Source organism: Neorhizobium sp. SOG26 (assembly GCF_003491345.1).
Lineage (GTDB): Bacteria > Pseudomonadota > Alphaproteobacteria > Rhizobiales > Rhizobiaceae > Neorhizobium > Neorhizobium turbinariae.
Genome location: NZ_CP025512.1, coordinates 567,917 through 582,999, shown reverse-complemented (window position 1 = coordinate 582,999; position 15,083 = coordinate 567,917). Strand labels below are relative to the sequence as shown.

22 protein-coding genes are annotated in these 15,083 nt (G+C 60.9%); 8 read left to right on the top strand and 14 right to left on the bottom strand.

The window, feature by feature from the left end:
- Positions 1-4: 4 nt before the first annotated feature.
- The 4 genes from CYG48_RS02835 to trhA form a co-directional block, all read right to left on the bottom strand.
- A complete protein-coding gene (locus tag CYG48_RS02835; RefSeq protein WP_118848993.1) occupies positions 5-316 on the bottom strand; it encodes a type II toxin-antitoxin system RelE/ParE family toxin in 312 nt (103 codons plus the stop codon).
- Complete coding sequence (locus CYG48_RS02830; RefSeq protein ID WP_118848992.1) at positions 313-573, bottom strand: type II toxin-antitoxin system ParD family antitoxin; 261 nt, start codon at positions 571-573, stop codon at positions 313-315. Before CYG48_RS02830 ends, CYG48_RS02835 begins: the two co-directional genes overlap by 4 nt.
- Positions 574-623: 50 nt before the next feature.
- Entirely contained in the window at positions 624-1,127 is a 504-nt protein-coding gene (locus tag CYG48_RS02825) for a GNAT family N-acetyltransferase (protein ID WP_118848991.1), read from the bottom strand.
- A 69-nt stretch (positions 1,128-1,196) separates the two neighbouring features.
- Positions 1,197-1,862, bottom strand: a complete 666-nt coding sequence (trhA, locus tag CYG48_RS02820) for a PAQR family membrane homeostasis protein TrhA (RefSeq protein ID WP_118848990.1) — start codon at positions 1,860-1,862, stop codon at positions 1,197-1,199.
- Between the two features lie 311 nt (positions 1,863-2,173).
- Between trhA and CYG48_RS02815 the strand changes: the two genes are divergently transcribed.
- From CYG48_RS02815 to CYG48_RS02795, 5 genes are all read left to right on the top strand, one after another.
- Positions 2,174-3,037 carry a VOC family protein gene (locus CYG48_RS02815; RefSeq protein ID WP_118848989.1) on the top strand — a complete coding sequence of 288 codons (864 nt, stop codon included), beginning with the start codon at positions 2,174-2,176 and terminating at the stop codon, positions 3,035-3,037.
- A gap of 114 nt (positions 3,038-3,151) precedes the next feature.
- A complete protein-coding gene (locus CYG48_RS02810) occupies positions 3,152-4,318 on the top strand; it encodes an AI-2E family transporter (RefSeq protein ID WP_118851458.1) in 1,167 nt (388 codons plus the stop codon).
- Positions 4,319-4,627: 309 nt separating this feature from the next.
- A complete protein-coding gene (locus tag CYG48_RS22755; RefSeq protein WP_256371647.1) occupies positions 4,628-4,753 on the top strand; it encodes a hypothetical protein in 126 nt (41 codons plus the stop codon).
- Between the two features lie 80 nt (positions 4,754-4,833).
- On the top strand, positions 4,834-6,942 hold the full coding sequence (locus tag CYG48_RS02800; RefSeq protein ID WP_118848987.1) for a S9 family peptidase: 2,109 nt from the start codon (positions 4,834-4,836) through the stop codon (positions 6,940-6,942).
- A gap of 164 nt (positions 6,943-7,106) precedes the next feature.
- Positions 7,107-7,376, top strand: coding sequence for a hypothetical protein (locus CYG48_RS02795; RefSeq protein ID WP_118848986.1), 270 nt, complete (start codon positions 7,107-7,109; stop codon positions 7,374-7,376).
- 20 nt (positions 7,377-7,396) lie between these two features.
- On the opposite strand, the gene CYG48_RS02790 is transcribed toward CYG48_RS02795, so the two are convergent.
- On the bottom strand, positions 7,397-7,687 hold the full coding sequence (locus CYG48_RS02790) for a hypothetical protein (RefSeq protein WP_118848985.1): 291 nt from the start codon (positions 7,685-7,687) through the stop codon (positions 7,397-7,399).
- 80 nt (positions 7,688-7,767) lie between these two features.
- On the opposite strand from CYG48_RS02790, the gene CYG48_RS02785 reads away from it, so the two are divergent.
- Together CYG48_RS02785 and CYG48_RS02780 are read left to right on the top strand one after the other, a co-directional pair.
- Complete coding sequence (locus CYG48_RS02785) at positions 7,768-8,268, top strand: GNAT family N-acetyltransferase (RefSeq protein WP_118851457.1); 501 nt, start codon at positions 7,768-7,770, stop codon at positions 8,266-8,268.
- A gap of 82 nt (positions 8,269-8,350) precedes the next feature.
- Entirely contained in the window at positions 8,351-8,860 is a 510-nt protein-coding gene (locus CYG48_RS02780; protein WP_445304348.1) for a DJ-1/PfpI family protein, read from the top strand.
- Between the two features lie 11 nt (positions 8,861-8,871).
- On the opposite strand, the gene CYG48_RS02775 is transcribed toward CYG48_RS02780, so the two are convergent.
- From CYG48_RS02775 to CYG48_RS02755, 5 genes are all read right to left on the bottom strand, one after another.
- The gene (locus CYG48_RS02775) at positions 8,872-9,204 is read right to left on the bottom strand and encodes a type II toxin-antitoxin system HicB family antitoxin (protein ID WP_118848983.1); all 333 of its coding nucleotides are present in this window, start codon (positions 9,202-9,204) and stop codon (positions 8,872-8,874) included.
- Positions 9,201-9,455, bottom strand: coding sequence for a type II toxin-antitoxin system HicA family toxin (locus CYG48_RS02770; RefSeq protein WP_118848982.1), 255 nt, complete (start codon positions 9,453-9,455; stop codon positions 9,201-9,203). Before CYG48_RS02770 ends, CYG48_RS02775 begins: the two co-directional genes overlap by 4 nt.
- 39 nt (positions 9,456-9,494) lie before the next feature.
- The gene (locus CYG48_RS02765) at positions 9,495-10,412 is read right to left on the bottom strand and encodes a cytochrome c (RefSeq protein WP_118848981.1); all 918 of its coding nucleotides are present in this window, start codon (positions 10,410-10,412) and stop codon (positions 9,495-9,497) included.
- Positions 10,413-10,484: 72 nt separating this feature from the next.
- The gene (locus tag CYG48_RS02760) at positions 10,485-10,922 is read right to left on the bottom strand and encodes a c-type cytochrome (RefSeq protein ID WP_118848980.1); all 438 of its coding nucleotides are present in this window, start codon (positions 10,920-10,922) and stop codon (positions 10,485-10,487) included.
- 156 nt (positions 10,923-11,078) lie between these two features.
- On the bottom strand, positions 11,079-11,711 hold the full coding sequence (locus tag CYG48_RS02755; protein ID WP_118851456.1) for a LysE family translocator: 633 nt from the start codon (positions 11,709-11,711) through the stop codon (positions 11,079-11,081).
- 134 nt (positions 11,712-11,845) lie between these two features.
- Between CYG48_RS02755 and CYG48_RS02750 the strand changes: the two genes are divergently transcribed.
- Entirely contained in the window at positions 11,846-12,544 is a 699-nt protein-coding gene (locus tag CYG48_RS02750) for a helix-turn-helix transcriptional regulator (RefSeq protein ID WP_118848979.1), read from the top strand.
- Between the two features lie 12 nt (positions 12,545-12,556).
- On the opposite strand, the gene CYG48_RS02745 is transcribed toward CYG48_RS02750, so the two are convergent.
- The 4 genes from CYG48_RS02745 to CYG48_RS02730 all read right to left on the bottom strand — a co-directional run bounded on the left by CYG48_RS02745 (position 12,557) and on the right by CYG48_RS02730 (position 14,867).
- Positions 12,557-13,399 carry a metallophosphoesterase gene (locus tag CYG48_RS02745; RefSeq protein WP_118848978.1) on the bottom strand — a complete coding sequence of 281 codons (843 nt, stop codon included), beginning with the start codon at positions 13,397-13,399 and terminating at the stop codon, positions 12,557-12,559.
- Between the two features lie 39 nt (positions 13,400-13,438).
- The gene (locus CYG48_RS02740) at positions 13,439-13,885 is read right to left on the bottom strand and encodes a type II toxin-antitoxin system VapC family toxin (RefSeq protein ID WP_118848977.1); all 447 of its coding nucleotides are present in this window, start codon (positions 13,883-13,885) and stop codon (positions 13,439-13,441) included.
- A complete protein-coding gene (locus CYG48_RS02735) occupies positions 13,882-14,148 on the bottom strand; it encodes a type II toxin-antitoxin system Phd/YefM family antitoxin (protein ID WP_118848976.1) in 267 nt (88 codons plus the stop codon). The genes CYG48_RS02740 and CYG48_RS02735 overlap by 4 nt, the downstream gene beginning before the upstream one ends.
- A gap of 116 nt (positions 14,149-14,264) precedes the next feature.
- Entirely contained in the window at positions 14,265-14,867 is a 603-nt protein-coding gene (locus CYG48_RS02730) for a superoxide dismutase (protein WP_118848975.1), read from the bottom strand.
- Between the last annotated feature and the right edge of the window lie 216 nt (positions 14,868-15,083).

Genomic DNA, 15,083 nt, shown 5'->3' with positions numbered 1-15,083 from the left:
GAGGCTAAATACCGTCCTCGTCATCAAAAGCCAGGATCGCGGAGTGATCGCGAGCGCTGTGCAAGATGCGGACGATCTCTATCCGCTCTGCATCAATACGATAGTAGACGACATAACGGCCGTGAGGAAAATGGCGGATGCCTTGGCGCTTGTAGCGAGGCAGGACCGCGTAACGGTAAGGCATGCTTGAAGGCGCAAAACAACGGCCGACAATTTCATCGATAAAGGTTGCGGCGCGGCCGGGATCAGATTGGCTGATGTAATCACCAATGTCGCCGAGATCCTTCCCGGCCTCATCGGCGATGACGACAATCACTGGCCAGAGTCTTTCATCGCTGTGTACTTTGCCTTCAACCGTTCAGCGACCTCTTCGAGCGGCTTGAACCGACCCGCCTCGATATCGGCCAGCCCGCGATCGAGCACCGCATCGAGTTCCGCTTGGCGCCGCTCCTTGATCTGCAGCAGGCGAATGCCTTCGCGCAGGACATCATCCCGGCTTTCGAAGCGGCCAGCCTTCACCAGGCCGTCGACGTAATCTTCCAGAGGCTGACCGAGGTTCGTGCTGCTTGCCATGGTTTTCTCCATGCATCCAAGATAGCGCTCGCCCGCCTGCGGATCAACGCTCAGCCAGCGACGCGCAGTTCCATGCAGGTGAGGTCCAGCCAGCGGCCGAACTTGGTGCCGACCTCGGAAAAGTTGCCGGCGATGCGGAAGCCCATGCGTTCATGCAGGCGGATCGAGGCGGCGTTTTCCGATTCGATCGCTGCGATCATCACGTGGATGCCGTTCGAGGCGGCGCGCGCGATCAGTTCGCGCATCAGCAGCCGGCCGATGCCGCCGCCACGCGCCTCGCGATGCACGTAGATCGAATGTTCGACCGTATGCCGGAAACCATCGAAATTGCGCCAGTCGCCATAGGAGGCGTAGCCGACAACGACGCCATCAAGTTCGGCAACGAGAACGGGGAAACCGCGGGCCTTGCGGGCTGCAAACCAGTCCTGCCGGTTGGCAAGATCAACCAGCACCTCGTTCCAGATCGCAGTCGTGTTGGCGACCGCGTCATTGTAGATTTCCAGGATGGCGGGCAGATCTGCCTCGGTGGCATCGCGAACGATGATATCGGTCATGGGACGTCCAGCTCGTATATGGGTCGGCTTCCTATGGGCGTCCGGGTCGCACTTGTCCAGCGCTGCGGCTCAGATCCCACCCGACAGGCTGAAGCAGGTCATCACCGCGCTGTAGTGCACGGCAGCCGCTGCCACCACGAATGCGTGCCAGATGGCATTCTGGAACCGCAGCCTTTCCCAGACATGGAAAATGACGCCGAGCGAATAGATGAGGCCGCCGATGACGATGAGCCAGCTGGTAACGGTCGGCAGATATTCCGACACGGGGCCGATGACCATGACGCCGCTCCAGCCCATGGCGAGGTAAAGCAGGATGGCGAGCTTGTCGAAACGGCCCGGGAAAAGGCACTTGATGGTGATGCCGAGAAATGCAGTCGCCCAGATCGCGATCAGCATGCCGAAGATCCAAGGATCCTCCGCGCCGCGCTCCAGAAATGGTGTGTAGGTCGCGGCGATGAGGACGAAGATCGCCGAATGGTCGAAGCGGCGCAGGATCCACTTCGTGCGCGAATGCGGCCAGATGTTGTAGGTGAAGGAAATCGACAGGCAGAGCACGAGGCCAAGGCCATAGATCCAGGCGGCAACCATGCCGCTGTGGCTCGACCAGACGGTGGCATAGAAGATCAGCGCGGTTGCCCCGACCAGGGCGAAAATTATGCCGATTCCATGCACCACACCATCTGCAACGATCTCGTGGAAGTCGTATTTGCGGCCGAAATCAAAAAGGTCGCTCATGCCAGTCCTTCAGTCTCCTTTCGGTACAGAATGAGATCAACATGAAATCATTCCCGGGCCGATGCAATGGGAGGCGGTTTCAAATTCAGTTGCACTCGTGTTCGTTCCATTGGCCTCTTAAAACGAAGCAGCCGAACACGTCGCTGAGCTTCTTTGACGGTGCATGCGAACGGTGGCAAGTGACTTGTTCAGGCGGCATGATTGTCTTCATCCTGTTGACGATCTTTCACCGATCTCGATACTTCCGTGAACAGTCCTCTTCAGCCATATCAGTGTCGTGCGCGGCAAGCAGCCGCTTTCGAGGAACGACCATGTCTGAGACCCTGCAGCCCTTCGCCCTGACCCGCCCTGCCTATGTGCGCAACGCCCATCTCGTGGTGCGCGACCTTTCCCTCGTGTCGAACTTCTACCAGAAGATCATCGGCCTTCAGGTGATCGAACGCACGGCAAGCGGCGAAGTGCTGGGTGTTGGTGGCGTGCCGCTGCTGACGCTGACGACCTCCAATGACGCAACGCCGGCGCCGCGCAATTCCGCCGGCCTCTTCCACACGGCTTTCCTGGTGCCGGACCGCACGGCGCTGGCCCACTGGCTGCGCAATGCAGCCGAAAGCGGCATCCGGCTCGATGGCGCCTCCGACCATCTGGTGAGTGAAGCGCTCTACCTTTCCGATCCGGAGGGCAATGGCATCGAGATCTATCGCGACCGCACGCCGCAGGAATGGGATTATGCCGAAGACGGCACGGTCGCCATGGCCACCGAGCGGCTGAACCTGCAGGAGCTTTACGACAGCGCCCCAAAGGAAACCTGGTCGGGCATGGCCGACGGCACGTCGGTTGGCCATATCCATCTTCAGGTGGGCGACATTCCGCAAGCCGACGCCTTCTATCGCGACGTCCTGGGTCTCAAGGTGATGGCGCGGTATCCGGGGGCGAGCTTTTTTGCGACCGGCGGTTACCATCACCACATCGCAGCCAACATCTGGAACAGCCGCGGCGCCCGCAGCCGCGAAGGCAAGATGACCGGGCTTTCCGACTACGCGATCCAGTTCAACGACAAGGCAACGCTGGACAAGGCACTCCTGGCGCTCGACCAGCAGGGAATTGCCACCACCAAAACCGCCGAAGGACACAAGCTGCTCGACCCTTGGGGTATCGGGTTGACACTCGCCGCTTGACAGCGGCAAAGGCGCGGTTTTCCTTAGTCTCTGATGCTTCTGCTGAAGCAGCGCTCCGGAACCGGAGGGCTGCTTTTGCGTTCTCGTGCCATAGGCGGCAGATTGGGGATCATCATGGCCATAGTCAGTGCAAGAGGTGGCTTCAAGTCGCCAAAGAAACAGTTAGCTGACGTGGCTGCCGGAGCCCGCAAGGAACCGGCGCTTCCCGGCGACGATCTAGACCTCGACGAACCCTATATCCTCGGCCGCGAAGCGCTCGACGTGGCGATGGCCTGGGCGATCATCGGCATCTTCGGCATGATGCTGTTTGCGCTCGTGCATTACATGTCGATGATCCTCATCCCGATTACGCTTGCAATCGTCGTCGGCCTGATCCTCGGCCTCGCCGCCGACAAGCTCGGCAGCTACGGCGTGCCGCGCGCTGGTATCGCGCTCATTCTCTCGTCACTCGTCTTTGCAGCGGTCTTCCTGATTGCGAACTCGCTCGCCCAGCCGGTCTCCACGCTGATCAGCGAAGGACCCAATCTCGTCGAGCAGACCATTGCCCGCATCATGCCGTTCCTGGAAAGCCAGCGCTGGTTGAAGATTTCGCCTGCGACGCTGACCAACGGCCCGCTTTCGATGGACAAGCTCATCGAGAACTCGGGCAATATTCTGGGCGTCGTCACCGCGCAGCTGACGCCCGCCGTGATACAGGGCATGATCTTCTTCGCCGCGCTGCTGCTCTTCCTTTACGGTCGGCTGCGCTTGCGCCGCACCCTCATCATGGCCTTCCCCACCCGTCGCCAGCGGCTGATCGCCATTCGCGTGCTGAACGCCATCGACAAGGTGCTCGGCTATTATTTCGCCACCGCATCGGTGCTTTATTTCGCGCTCGGCATCAGCATGACGCTGATCGCCTATTTCGGCGGCCTTGCCATGCCGGTGATGTGGGGCGTGTTCGCCTTCCTGTCGAGCTTCATCCCGTTCCTTGGCATTACTGTCATGACGCTGTCAGTCACGGTCGCGGGCATCCTCACCCACGACACCTTGCTGATCGGCCTCCTGCCGGCCATCGTGTTCTTCACCGTCCACCTGGTGATGGAAAACCTGGTGTTCCCGGCGGTGATGGGCCGCCAGTGGGAGATCAACCCGTTCATGGTGTTCCTCGCCATCCTGTTCTGGACCTGGATGTGGGGCGCGGTCGGCGCCATGCTGGCGCTTCCGATGTCGCTGATTGCCATGACGGTGCTGTCGGAGCTCTTCCCCGACCGCAAGACGGTGCCGAACCTCCCGGGGTGAGCGCTGTCGTTATTGACCGCATGCCACAACCATAGATAGGATCCAGCATCGCGTGGGTGGTGGATCAATGGCTGACGGAACGCTTTCAGATGCGCAGAAAGAACAAATCAAGCTTCGAGCGACGTTCCTGAACAACATCGGCATCGGCGTCCTGCTTGTTGGAGTATTCACGCCTGTAGCAAGACTTGTGTATGACGGATCTGCGGTCGAAGCTGGTTTCTCGAAGTTTGTGCTCCCTATGCTCGTTTGCTTTTTCCTGGGCGTCGTCCTACATCTAGGGGGTGGATGGATCCTGAGAGGCCTCACGCGATGACTTCAGACCAGATCATTCTTCTTCTGCTTCCCGTATTCGGTGTCTCACTGGCCGTTGCTGTTGTCTTTTTCGAGAGCTGGCGAGACGGCGTGCTGCCTAACCAGAAGCCGCGCAAGAAGTAACTGCCGCCACCTCGCGCTTGCCTCCGGGCGACGGGCTGCCTATCTGTGGCACTCCTTTCACATCTTCCCGGAGTGCTTCCTTGGCCACCTCCCGCCGTTCGCCTTTCGCCAATCTTCCCGCCGCCCCTGTTGCGCCCAAGAAGCCCGTCACCGACACCCGCCACGGCATTACCCGCACCGACGACTACGCCTGGTTCCGCGCCGACAACTGGCAGGCGATGTTCAAGGACCCGACGCTCCTCGACCCGCAGATCCGCGCCCATCTGGAGGCGGAAAACGCCTATATGGAAGCAGCCATGGGCGACACCGCCGAGCTGCAGAAGGTGCTATTTGCCGAGATGCGCGGTCGCATCAAGGAAGACGACAGTTCGGTGCCGATGAAGGACGGGCCCTATGCCTATGGCTCGCTGTTCGTGACCGGCGGCGAGCAGCCGCATTACTTCCGTACCCCGCGTGATGGCGGCGACAAGCAGGTGCTGCTCGACGGCGACAAGGAAGCGGTCGGCAAGGATTATTTTCGGCTTTCCGGCATCGACCACACGACAGACCATTCGCGCGGCATCTGGGGCTATGACGACAAGGGTTCGGAATATTACACGCTGCGCATCCGCGACCTGACAACCGGCCAGGACCTGGACGACGTGCTGGAAAATACCGGCGGCGGTGGCGTCTGGGCCCCCGACGGCAAGAGCTTCTTCTATACGCTGCAGGACGAGAACCACCGGCCCTCGAAGGTCTTCCACCATATCGTCGGCCAGCCGCAGTCTGAAGACCGGCTGGTTTATGAGGAGAAGGATCCGGGCTTCTTCATGGGCGTCGGCGGCTCGCTGCTGGACGATTTCATCTATATCGACATCCACGACCACGAGACATCCGAATACCGCCTGCTTTCGACCAAGGATCTCACCGCAGAACCGATGCTGGTGGCCGAGCGCGTCGAGGGCATCGAGTATTCGATGACGGAAGGTGGCGATGTCTTCTACATCCTCACCAATGACGGCGACGCCAAGGACTTCAAGATCGTCGAGGCGCCGGTGTCCGCGCCCGGCAAGGAGAACTGGGTCGAGGTCGTGCCGCATGAGCCTGGCCGCCTGATCATTTCCCACATGGCCTTCGCACGCCACCTCATCTGGCTGCAGCGCAAGGATGGCCTGCCGCAGATCATCATCCGCGACCGCCAGACCAGCGAAGAACACGCGATCGCCTTTGCCGAAGAAGCCTACTCGCTCGGGCTATCCGGTGCGGCGGAATATGACACGGACGTCATTCGCTTCTCCTACTCCTCGATGACGACGCCGACGCAGCTCTTCGACTACAACATGGTGACGCGCGAGCGCACGCTCCTGAAGACGCAGGAGGTCCCGTCCGGCCATAACCCGGATGACTACGTGACGCGGCGCGTAATGGCGCCGGCGCATGACGGCGAACTGGTGCCGGTTTCGCTGCTTTACCGCAAGGACACGCCGCTCGACGGCTCCGCCCCCTGCCTGCTTTACGGCTACGGCGCCTATGGCATCACCATCCCGGCCGCATTCTCCACCAACAATCTTTCGCTCGCCGATCGTGGCTTTGTTTACGCGGTCGCGCATATCCGCGGCGGCAAGGACAAGGGTTTTGCCTGGTACGAAACCGGCAAGATGGAGCACAAGCAGAACACCTTCCGCGACTTCATTGCCGCAGCGGACCATCTGGTGAAGGAGGGCTTCACCTCCTACGACAACATCATTGCAGAAGGCGGTTCGGCCGGCGGCATGCTGATGGGTGCGGTCGCCAACATGGCGCCGGAAAAGTTTGCCGGCATCATCGCCGCCGTGCCGTTTGTCGACGTGCTGAACACGATGCTCGACGACACGCTGCCGCTGACCCCGCCGGAATGGCCTGAATGGGGCAACCCGATCGACAGCCTGGAGGAGTACCAGTGGATCGCCGCCTACTCCCCATACGATAATGTGAACGCCAAGCCCTACCCGCCGATCCTGGCAATTTCCGGTCTTACCGACCCGCGCGTGACCTATTGGGAGCCGACCAAGTGGGTAGCCAAGCTGCGCGAATATACCACCGGTGATGCACCGATCCTGCTCAAGACCAACATGGCAGCCGGGCATGGCGGAAAATCCGGGCGTTTTCAACGGCTTGAGGAGATCGCCTTCGAATACGCCTTTGCCATCAAGGTGGCCGGAAAGATGTAGAACTCGCGACATGCGGGCGGGCGAAGCAGCAACTCGCCCGCCGGATGTCTAACGTCCCAAAACTGTCAAGAGGCCCACCGCAAAACAACGTCATTCGCGCAAGCTTGACGCAAGCTTCGAGGGTTAACGCTTCGTTAAATTATTGAACAAGCGGGCGTTTAGCCATGAAGATTGATAGCGGCCACAGCGGCTACCAGTATCCGAACCGAACCCAGGCTCCCGAGCGCAAGACCGAGGAAGCCCAGCAAAGCGAGACCCAGAAGGTCAGCCGGTCGCCCAACGCGATTACCGGCAGCAGCACCCTGTTCTCGACCTCGCTCGCCAAGGCGCTCTGGGTCATGGAAGCCGCCGATGCCAATACCCCCGAGGTGCAGGCACCCGCGCTTTCGCAGGACTGGGTCGAAAACCGCTACCAGGAATTTGCCGACGCTTGAGGCGTCTGATCCTCGCCGCATCAGCGGCGTTCACGCGCGCCGCTGACCGCGGCAGCGATATACAACGCGCCCTCCCCTCGCAAGGGGATAAGCTCTGGTTTCTTGCGCTGGCGGCAGGCCCTGTTGCCCTGCCCTTTTCCGTGTCGCCACCAGCGAACCATCGCCTCGCCCCAATGACGGCCCTCTTTACCAACGCGCTTGACAACATCTGCATCTGGGAGCATTGATCTGCCCATGATGAACACGCGCACCACCACCGCCTGCTCGTATTTTTGGGCCTTCCTGTAAAAGGCGGCCCGACAGTTCACCATGTCAACAAGCCGCCGTCAGGCGGCTTTGTTGTTTCAACCGGCACCTGACGGCGATCAAACCGAAAAAAGGAATGCCGGCCATGTGCCCCCAGACGATCGAAGATACCGAAGAAACACTTCCGCGCCCCGCCGTGGTGACGATCCGCGCCGCCAAGCCCCGTGACCTGCCGGAGTTGAACGAGATGATCGCAGCGCTTGCTGCCCATCACAACGACCAGGTGACGATGACGCCGGAAAAGCTCGAGCGCGACCTTTTCGGGCCCGTGCCGTGGATCAAGGCGATCGTGGCCGATACGGGCCCCGGATTGATCGGTTACGCGATCCTCGTACCGCTCTATCGCGCCCAGGAAGGCAGCCGCGGCATGGACCTGCACCATCTCTTCGTGCGTGACGGCCACCGTGGCCACGGGATCGGCCAGCATCTCGTTTCGCGCGCCCGTGAAATTGCCCGCAATGCCGGATGCGGCTACCTTTCCGTGAGCGCCGCCACCGGCAACTTTGCCGCACACCGCTTCTACGAACAGATGGATTTCAAGCCGCGCCCGGTGACCGGCATGCGCTATATGCAGGCGATTGCCTGACCCCGCACCCTGGGAGGATGACATGACGGCGATCGCGGTGGCTCTGACGCCAGAATTTGCGGACTGGGAATGCGCGCTTCTGATGGCGGTGGCGCGCAGCTATCTCGATGTGACGGTCAAGACCGCAACAGCCGATGGCAGACCGGTCTCCTCCATGGGTGGCCTGCATGTGACGCCGGATCTGTCTTTCGCGGAGATAGAACCAGAGGCGTTCGATGCGATTGTCGTGCCCGGCGGGCTTGCCTGGGAAAAGAACGTGGTGCCGCCAGGACTGGATGAACTGGTCCGCGCCTTCCGCGCCGAGAACAGGATGGCTGCCGGCATCTGTGCTGCCGCGAGCGCGCTGGCCGGCGCGGGCCTGCTCAACGAGGTTCGCCACACCGGCAACCGGCTCGAATCACACCAGCATTACCCCGGCTATTCCGGCTCAAGCTTATACGTTGCTGGACCGAAGGCAGTGTCCGATGGCGGCGTGGTGACCGCAACCGGCACGGCACCCCATACCTTCACCGTGGAAGTGCTGAAGGGATTAGGGCTCTGGAACGCCACGGCGGAAGAGGAACTGGCACCATTTTCCGCCGAGCACCGGTGACGCTGGCGGCTTTAACCGGCGGCCTTGGCCAGCACTTCCCCTGCCCATTCGTTGAGGCTCTTGCCCGCAAGTTCCGCGGCCCGCGCTGCCCGCGCATGAACTTCAGGATCGATACGGAACATCACCTTGCCGGAATAAGGTTTTTCAGGTGACTTGCCGATCTTGGCGCAGGTTTCGATGTAGTCATCGACGGATTCCCTGAAAGCGGTCCGCAGTTCCTCGACATTGTCCGCATGAAAACCGACACCATCGCTAATGCCTGCTAGGCGCCCGAAGAAGATTCCGTCCTCATCGTCATACTCGATGCGAGCGGAATAACCTTTGTAGGTCATTACATTGGTCATGGCATGATTCCCAATCGGATCAGGTACGCGCGCGCTGCCCGCACCTGGTACTGTTTGGCTTCCTTTGCGGGATGTGGACGATGAAACGTTTCGACCTTGCCATCTTTATGAAAGCGGACGCGCGAGCCGCTTCCTTCGATGATGTCGCAGCCGAGGGAGAGCAACAGGCTTTCAATCGCCGCCCACTCCAGCGTTCTCGAGACTGGGTCTCGGAAGACCGCCTCAAGCGTCTTGCGGTGCCTGCTGTTCATGAGCCAATGTAGTGCCAGCTAGCATTTTGTGCAAGCGGCTCACTCGACAGCTGGCACGGCCTTGAGATAGGCGGCGATGGCTTCGAGGTCGGTTTTCGGCAGGTGGGCGATGTTCTGTTGAACCTCCACCATGGAGCCGCCGACCGTATCGAACTCAGGCGTGAAGCCGGTTTCCAGATAATTGACGATGTCGTCCTCGCTCCAGGAACCGATGCTCTTCGAACCCGGAGTGATGTTGGGGATGCGCCCCTCGCCTTCCGGATTGGCACCACCGGCAAGCCACTTACCCGACAGGAAACCGCCCATGCTGTCTCGAGGCGTGTGGCATTCGCCGCAATGGCCCGGCCCCTCGACCAGGAACTGGCCACGCTTCACCTTGTCGTCGGCTGACGCCAGCGTCACTCGCGGCTGGTCATTCAGGTAAAGGTATTTCCAGACCCCGACGCCGAGCCGGATATTGTAGGGAAACTGCAGGTCATGGCCCGCCGCGACGTTGTCGCTTGCCGGCAGGGTCTTCAGGTATCCGAAGAGGTCGTTGATATCGCTCGGCGAGAGGCGGGCGTAGGAGCCATAGGGAAAGGACGGGTAAAGATGTTCGCCTTTGCGGCCGACGCCGCGCGTCATGGCATCACCGAACTCGGCCAGCGTCCACTCCCCGATACCGGCCTTGGGATCGGGCGAGATATTGGGAATGGTGAAGGTGCCAAAGGGGCTCGCCAGCGCACGGCCGCCGCTCAATACCTTCACCGCATCGCCCTGGGCGCCATCGGCCGCATGGCAGCTGGCGCAACCGCCAGCCCAGAACAACTGCTCGCCCTTGGCCAGGTCGGGTTCGCCCAGACCATCCCAATGGGAGGCAGGATGCGGATCAGGCTTGGTCAGAGCCCACGCGGTTGCGGCACCGGCCGCCGCGACGACGACGCAGGCACCGAGGATCTTAGCCCAGATGGAGGCCATGCTCATTCTCCGTCCGTCTCCTGCAGCAACAACGGCCGCGCGAACCGGCGACCGTTGTTACGAGGAGAGGTCTTACTTCTTCAGGCGGTAGGTCTGGTGGCAGGCGCCGCAGCTTGCGCCAAGCGTCTGCATGGCCTTCTGCACGCCCGCCTGGTCGGCTGGCATGGCGGCGAGAAGCGCATCGGCGTCACTGCCGAGCTTGGCCGCCTTTGCACGGAAGTCTTCGTTGTTTTCCCAGATTGCCGGGGCGGCCGCTGAATTTTCCTGAGAGCCTTCGGGAAACTGGTCGGGGAAGGCCTTGATATTGGTGCTGATCGTCGTCAGCGAGGTTTTCACGACCTCTGCGTCATAGGGTTTCTCGCCCTTGGCGATGCCACTCAGGGCACCCAGCGAGCCGCCGATCTGCTTCATCATCTGTTCGCGCTTTGCAACGGGTGTCTCCTGCGCGACAACGCCGGTAAAGCCCAGACAAAGAGCCGTGGCGGCCACGGCAAGACCCTTAAACTTCATGAAAAATGCTCCTCATTCAGATCGCGAACTGCGACATACTGCCCCAACATGATGACAAGCTTATGAGGCCGACAGAAGTCACGTTTCTGTCAGGCCCACGGCGGATTTCGATTCCAGGTGTGAACACAGTGTTCGCTCAGAGGAGACGACCAGGCTTTATCCCGCCACGCCTTCCCAGAGGGTTATGAACGAAACGAGGATCAGCAGGAGGCCGGCGGTCCGCCCGACCCAGATGGTGGCGGTGCTGTTGCCAACCAGCAGTTCCCTCGCCCGCCCGGCGGCGACCGCCAGGCCACCATAAACAAGAAGCTGGGTTGCCGCTGTCATGCCCGCCATCACCGTTGCTTGGCGTGCCAGCGGCCCGAACTCCGGCCGCAGGAACTGCGGATAGACAGCCAGCATGAAAAGGTAGGCCTTGGGGTTGATGAGGCAGGTCACCATGCCGCGCCGGAAGGCATCGCGGTGGCTGCGGGTTTGGGCGGGGCCAACATGATCGACGGTGATGGAGCTGCGCAGCAAGCTGAAACCGATCCAGGCCATGTAGAGCGCGCCGACGATCAGGAGCGGCCGAAACAGCACCGGCATGAGATGCGCGAGCAGCCCGACACCCAGCGCGCCGTAAAGCGAGTGTACCAAGCCGCCCGCCATGATGCCCGCCGTGGCGGCAAGCCCCGCCGCCCTGCCGCGTGTCAGCGAATTGGCGAGCACGAAGATCATGTCCATGCCCGGCACGACGATGATGCCGAAGAGCAGGGTAAAGAACAGCCAGAGGTTTTCGGTATAGGTCATGTCAGTATGCCAGCCTCGCATCATCCGGGCTTCGCTGCGGGAAGCCTTGTTTTCATGGTGGATGTGGCTTCTTATACGGGGGGCCAACTGACAGCCTGATGTCAGTTGCGTTTGCGTCGGGCGGAGAAAAAACGATGCGCAAGGCTTCGCGCCTGTTCGAAATCATCCAGATCGTGCGGCTGGCACGCAAACCGGTGACGGCTGCGGAGATTGCCGCACAGCTGGAGGTAACGCCGCGCTCCATCTATCGCGATATCGCAGCGCTCCAGGCGATGCGCGTGCCGATCGAAGGCGGACGCGGCATCGGTTACATCCTGCGGCCCGGCTTCACGCTGCCGCCGCTGATGTTGTCGATTGAGGAAACCGAGGCGATCGTGCTGGCGCTGGCGCTGCTTGACCGGACGGGGGACATGGGGCTGAAACAGGCGGCCAAGCAGGTGAACCGCAAGATTGCCGCCGCACTTCCGCCGCCGCTGGCTGAGCTTTTTACCGACAATGCCCTGCATGCCTGGGGCAGCGGCGTGCCTGCGCCGGAGGCTGTTGATCTTGCGACCGTGCGGCGGGCGATCCGCAACGAGCAGAAGATGGCGCTCGATTATCGCGACGAATATGCCCGCGCCACCGAGCGGATCATCCGGCCGATCGCGCTCGTTTATTATTCGCAGACCGCCAATATCGTTGCCTGGTGCGAGTTGCGCCTGGCGATCCGCAACTTCCGCGCGGACCGGGTGGAGCATTGCGAGCTGGTTGACGACTTCTTCCGCGGCGACGGGGAGCGGCTGCGGGCGCTGTGGATCGACGGCTGGAACACAAGCCCCGCCGCGGCCTCCTGATGTGCTCTGCGACTAGAGCGGCAAGGTTCGGCTGTCTTCGCGGCCATAACCGATGATCTCGATCCGGTCCTGAAACACCTCGGCTACCGCAAAGGTGTTTTCGTGCTCCGTATCCACCATGCCCTTGAAGTTCACATACCAGGTGGAGCCGTGGCGGCCGAGATTGCCCGCATGGTTGTGGCCGTTGAGGTATGCCAGGACATTGCCTGAGCGCGCGAAAAGTTCGGCGAGCCGTTCGGCGCCCCAGAGATTGTGCTCGTTTTCTGGATAAAGCGGGTAATGCCCGAAAACGATGACCTTCTCGCCGGCCCTCTTGGCCTCGGAAAGCACCTGCGTCAGCCACGCAAATTGCTCGGCGCCGATGCCGCCGTTCCACTCCTTGGCGTTCGGCTTGCCTTCGGCCGCCATCTCCTCGAGCAGGCGCCGGGCCTCGGCGTGACGAGGATCTCCTTTCGGCGAGGAGAACAGGCTCACCTCGTTTCCATCGATGACCACGAAGCGGATGCCGCCGCGGGTAAAATGATGCCAGGGATGCGGCATTTTAAGCCGCGCGTGTACCTCTCCCAGCCACTCCGGCGCGACGGAAAAGTCGTGGTTGCCGGGCAGCAGGATGCTTTCGTGGCGCAACTTCCTGTACACCTCCAGCACCGGGCCAAAGCTTCGCCAATCGCGATCGATCAGGTCACCGAGCGTGACGACGAAGGCGAGATCCTCGGCATTCAGGACCGCAATCGCGTCCTGAAGCTTCTTCAGGCTGTTGCGATAATAGCGATCAAGCAGCAGCCACGGCTCGGCATCGGCATATTGCGGGTCGGCAAGGACGCCGAAGCGAAGGATGGGGTTTTCAGACGTCATGAGCGGTGAATACGGCAGGAGCGTTACAGCAACGTAACATCAGGGCAGTATTTCTTCAGGCGACATTAAGGGCACGTCGAAAGCTTGAAAGTGCTTCAAGTTCAATGTCACGATCGTCAAAGCATGCCGGCTCGCGATCCCGGCAATCATCGCGTCAGCGGCACCGGGCGCCGATCCGGCTGCCACTGCCTTCGCCTCCAAGCGACCGGCCTCAACCCCCGCCTCGGCATCCAATGCGAGGATCCGGTCCTCGTAGTGTGTCATAAGTTCTTGAAGGAAAGCGTCAACCAACTTGGCTTTTGCCGTCGCCCCCCTTGCCCTCAATAGCTCCGCACCTTTGACGATCTCGTGGATGGTCACAGCAGACAAGAAGACGCCTTCATGCGTTTCGCGTTCTTCAAGCCAGTCCGCGAAAGCTTTGTTTTGGACCACCTTGGTCGGGGCAAACATGGAGATGACGTTGGTGTCCAGAAGGAGACCGGTCACAAGTCAGCCTTGCGCGCCGGCGCCGGATCCCGGGCGAAGACATCATCATCGAGATCCAGGTCGGCAGCCGAGTCACGCAAAAAGCGGACAAGGCTCGGGCGCTTTTGCAGAGTCGTTTTACGCGCCGCCTCAGCAGCCTCGACGCTGACGATCACGGCCGCGGGTTTACCATGCCTCGTGATGGTCACGAACTCGCCGGCAGCAGCACGATCCACAAAATCGGAAAAGCCTGCCCTCACGTCTTTGAAGCTGACCTCAGACATCTCACTCGCCATTGGCTCACCGTCGCTAATCTAGTGAGCGAAATACCCGGTGGCAACAAACAAAAACACCCGGGGCTCTGCAGCACCGGGTGTTTCATCAAACCAATGAAGACTGGCTACTTCGTGGCGGCTTCGTAGCGCTCGAGCACGTAGTCCCAGTTGATCAGGTTGTCGACGAAGGCTTCGAGGTACTTCGGACGCGCGTTGCGGTAGTCGATATAGTAGGAGTGTTCCCAGACATCGACGCCGAGGATCGGCTCTGCGCCATGAACCAGCGGGTTTTCGCCGTTCGGGGTCTTCGAGATGGCAAGCTTGCCGTCCTTCACCGAAAGCCAGGCCCAGCCGGAGCCGAACTGGGTCGTGCCGGCGGCAATCAGGTCAGCCTTGAACTTGTCGTAGCCGCCGAGATCGCTGTCGATCGCAGCCTGCAGCTTGCCCGGCAGCGAGGTGCCGCCGCCACCCTTCTTCATCCACTTCCAGAAGTGGATGTGGTTGTAGTGCTGGGCCGCGTTGTTAAACAGCGTCTGGTGGGTGCCGTAGGACTTCTTCACCACTTCTTCGACCGAGAGGTCCGCCATGCCGGCTTCGGCTGCGAGCTTGTTGCCCGTGTCGACATAAGCCTTGTGGTGCTTGTCGTGGTGGAACTCCAGGGTCTCTTTCGACATGTAGGGCGAAAGGGCTTCGTAATCGTAGGGAAGTTCGGGAAGTTCGAAAGCCATGGGTTTACTCCTCTTCAGCAACCACGTGTGTGGAAGGGTTGAGCGGGAACATAGGTGCGCGGGCCACAAGAGGCAACGGTGAACTTGCCAAAAATGGGGGGCTTTTCACCAAGACTTTTCCCCCTAACCCACCAAGGCGAAAGGACGAACCGGTTATCTGCCGAGAGCCGGGCGGAGGCAGTTTTGGAACGGCGGAAGACGACATGCCCGGCCAAG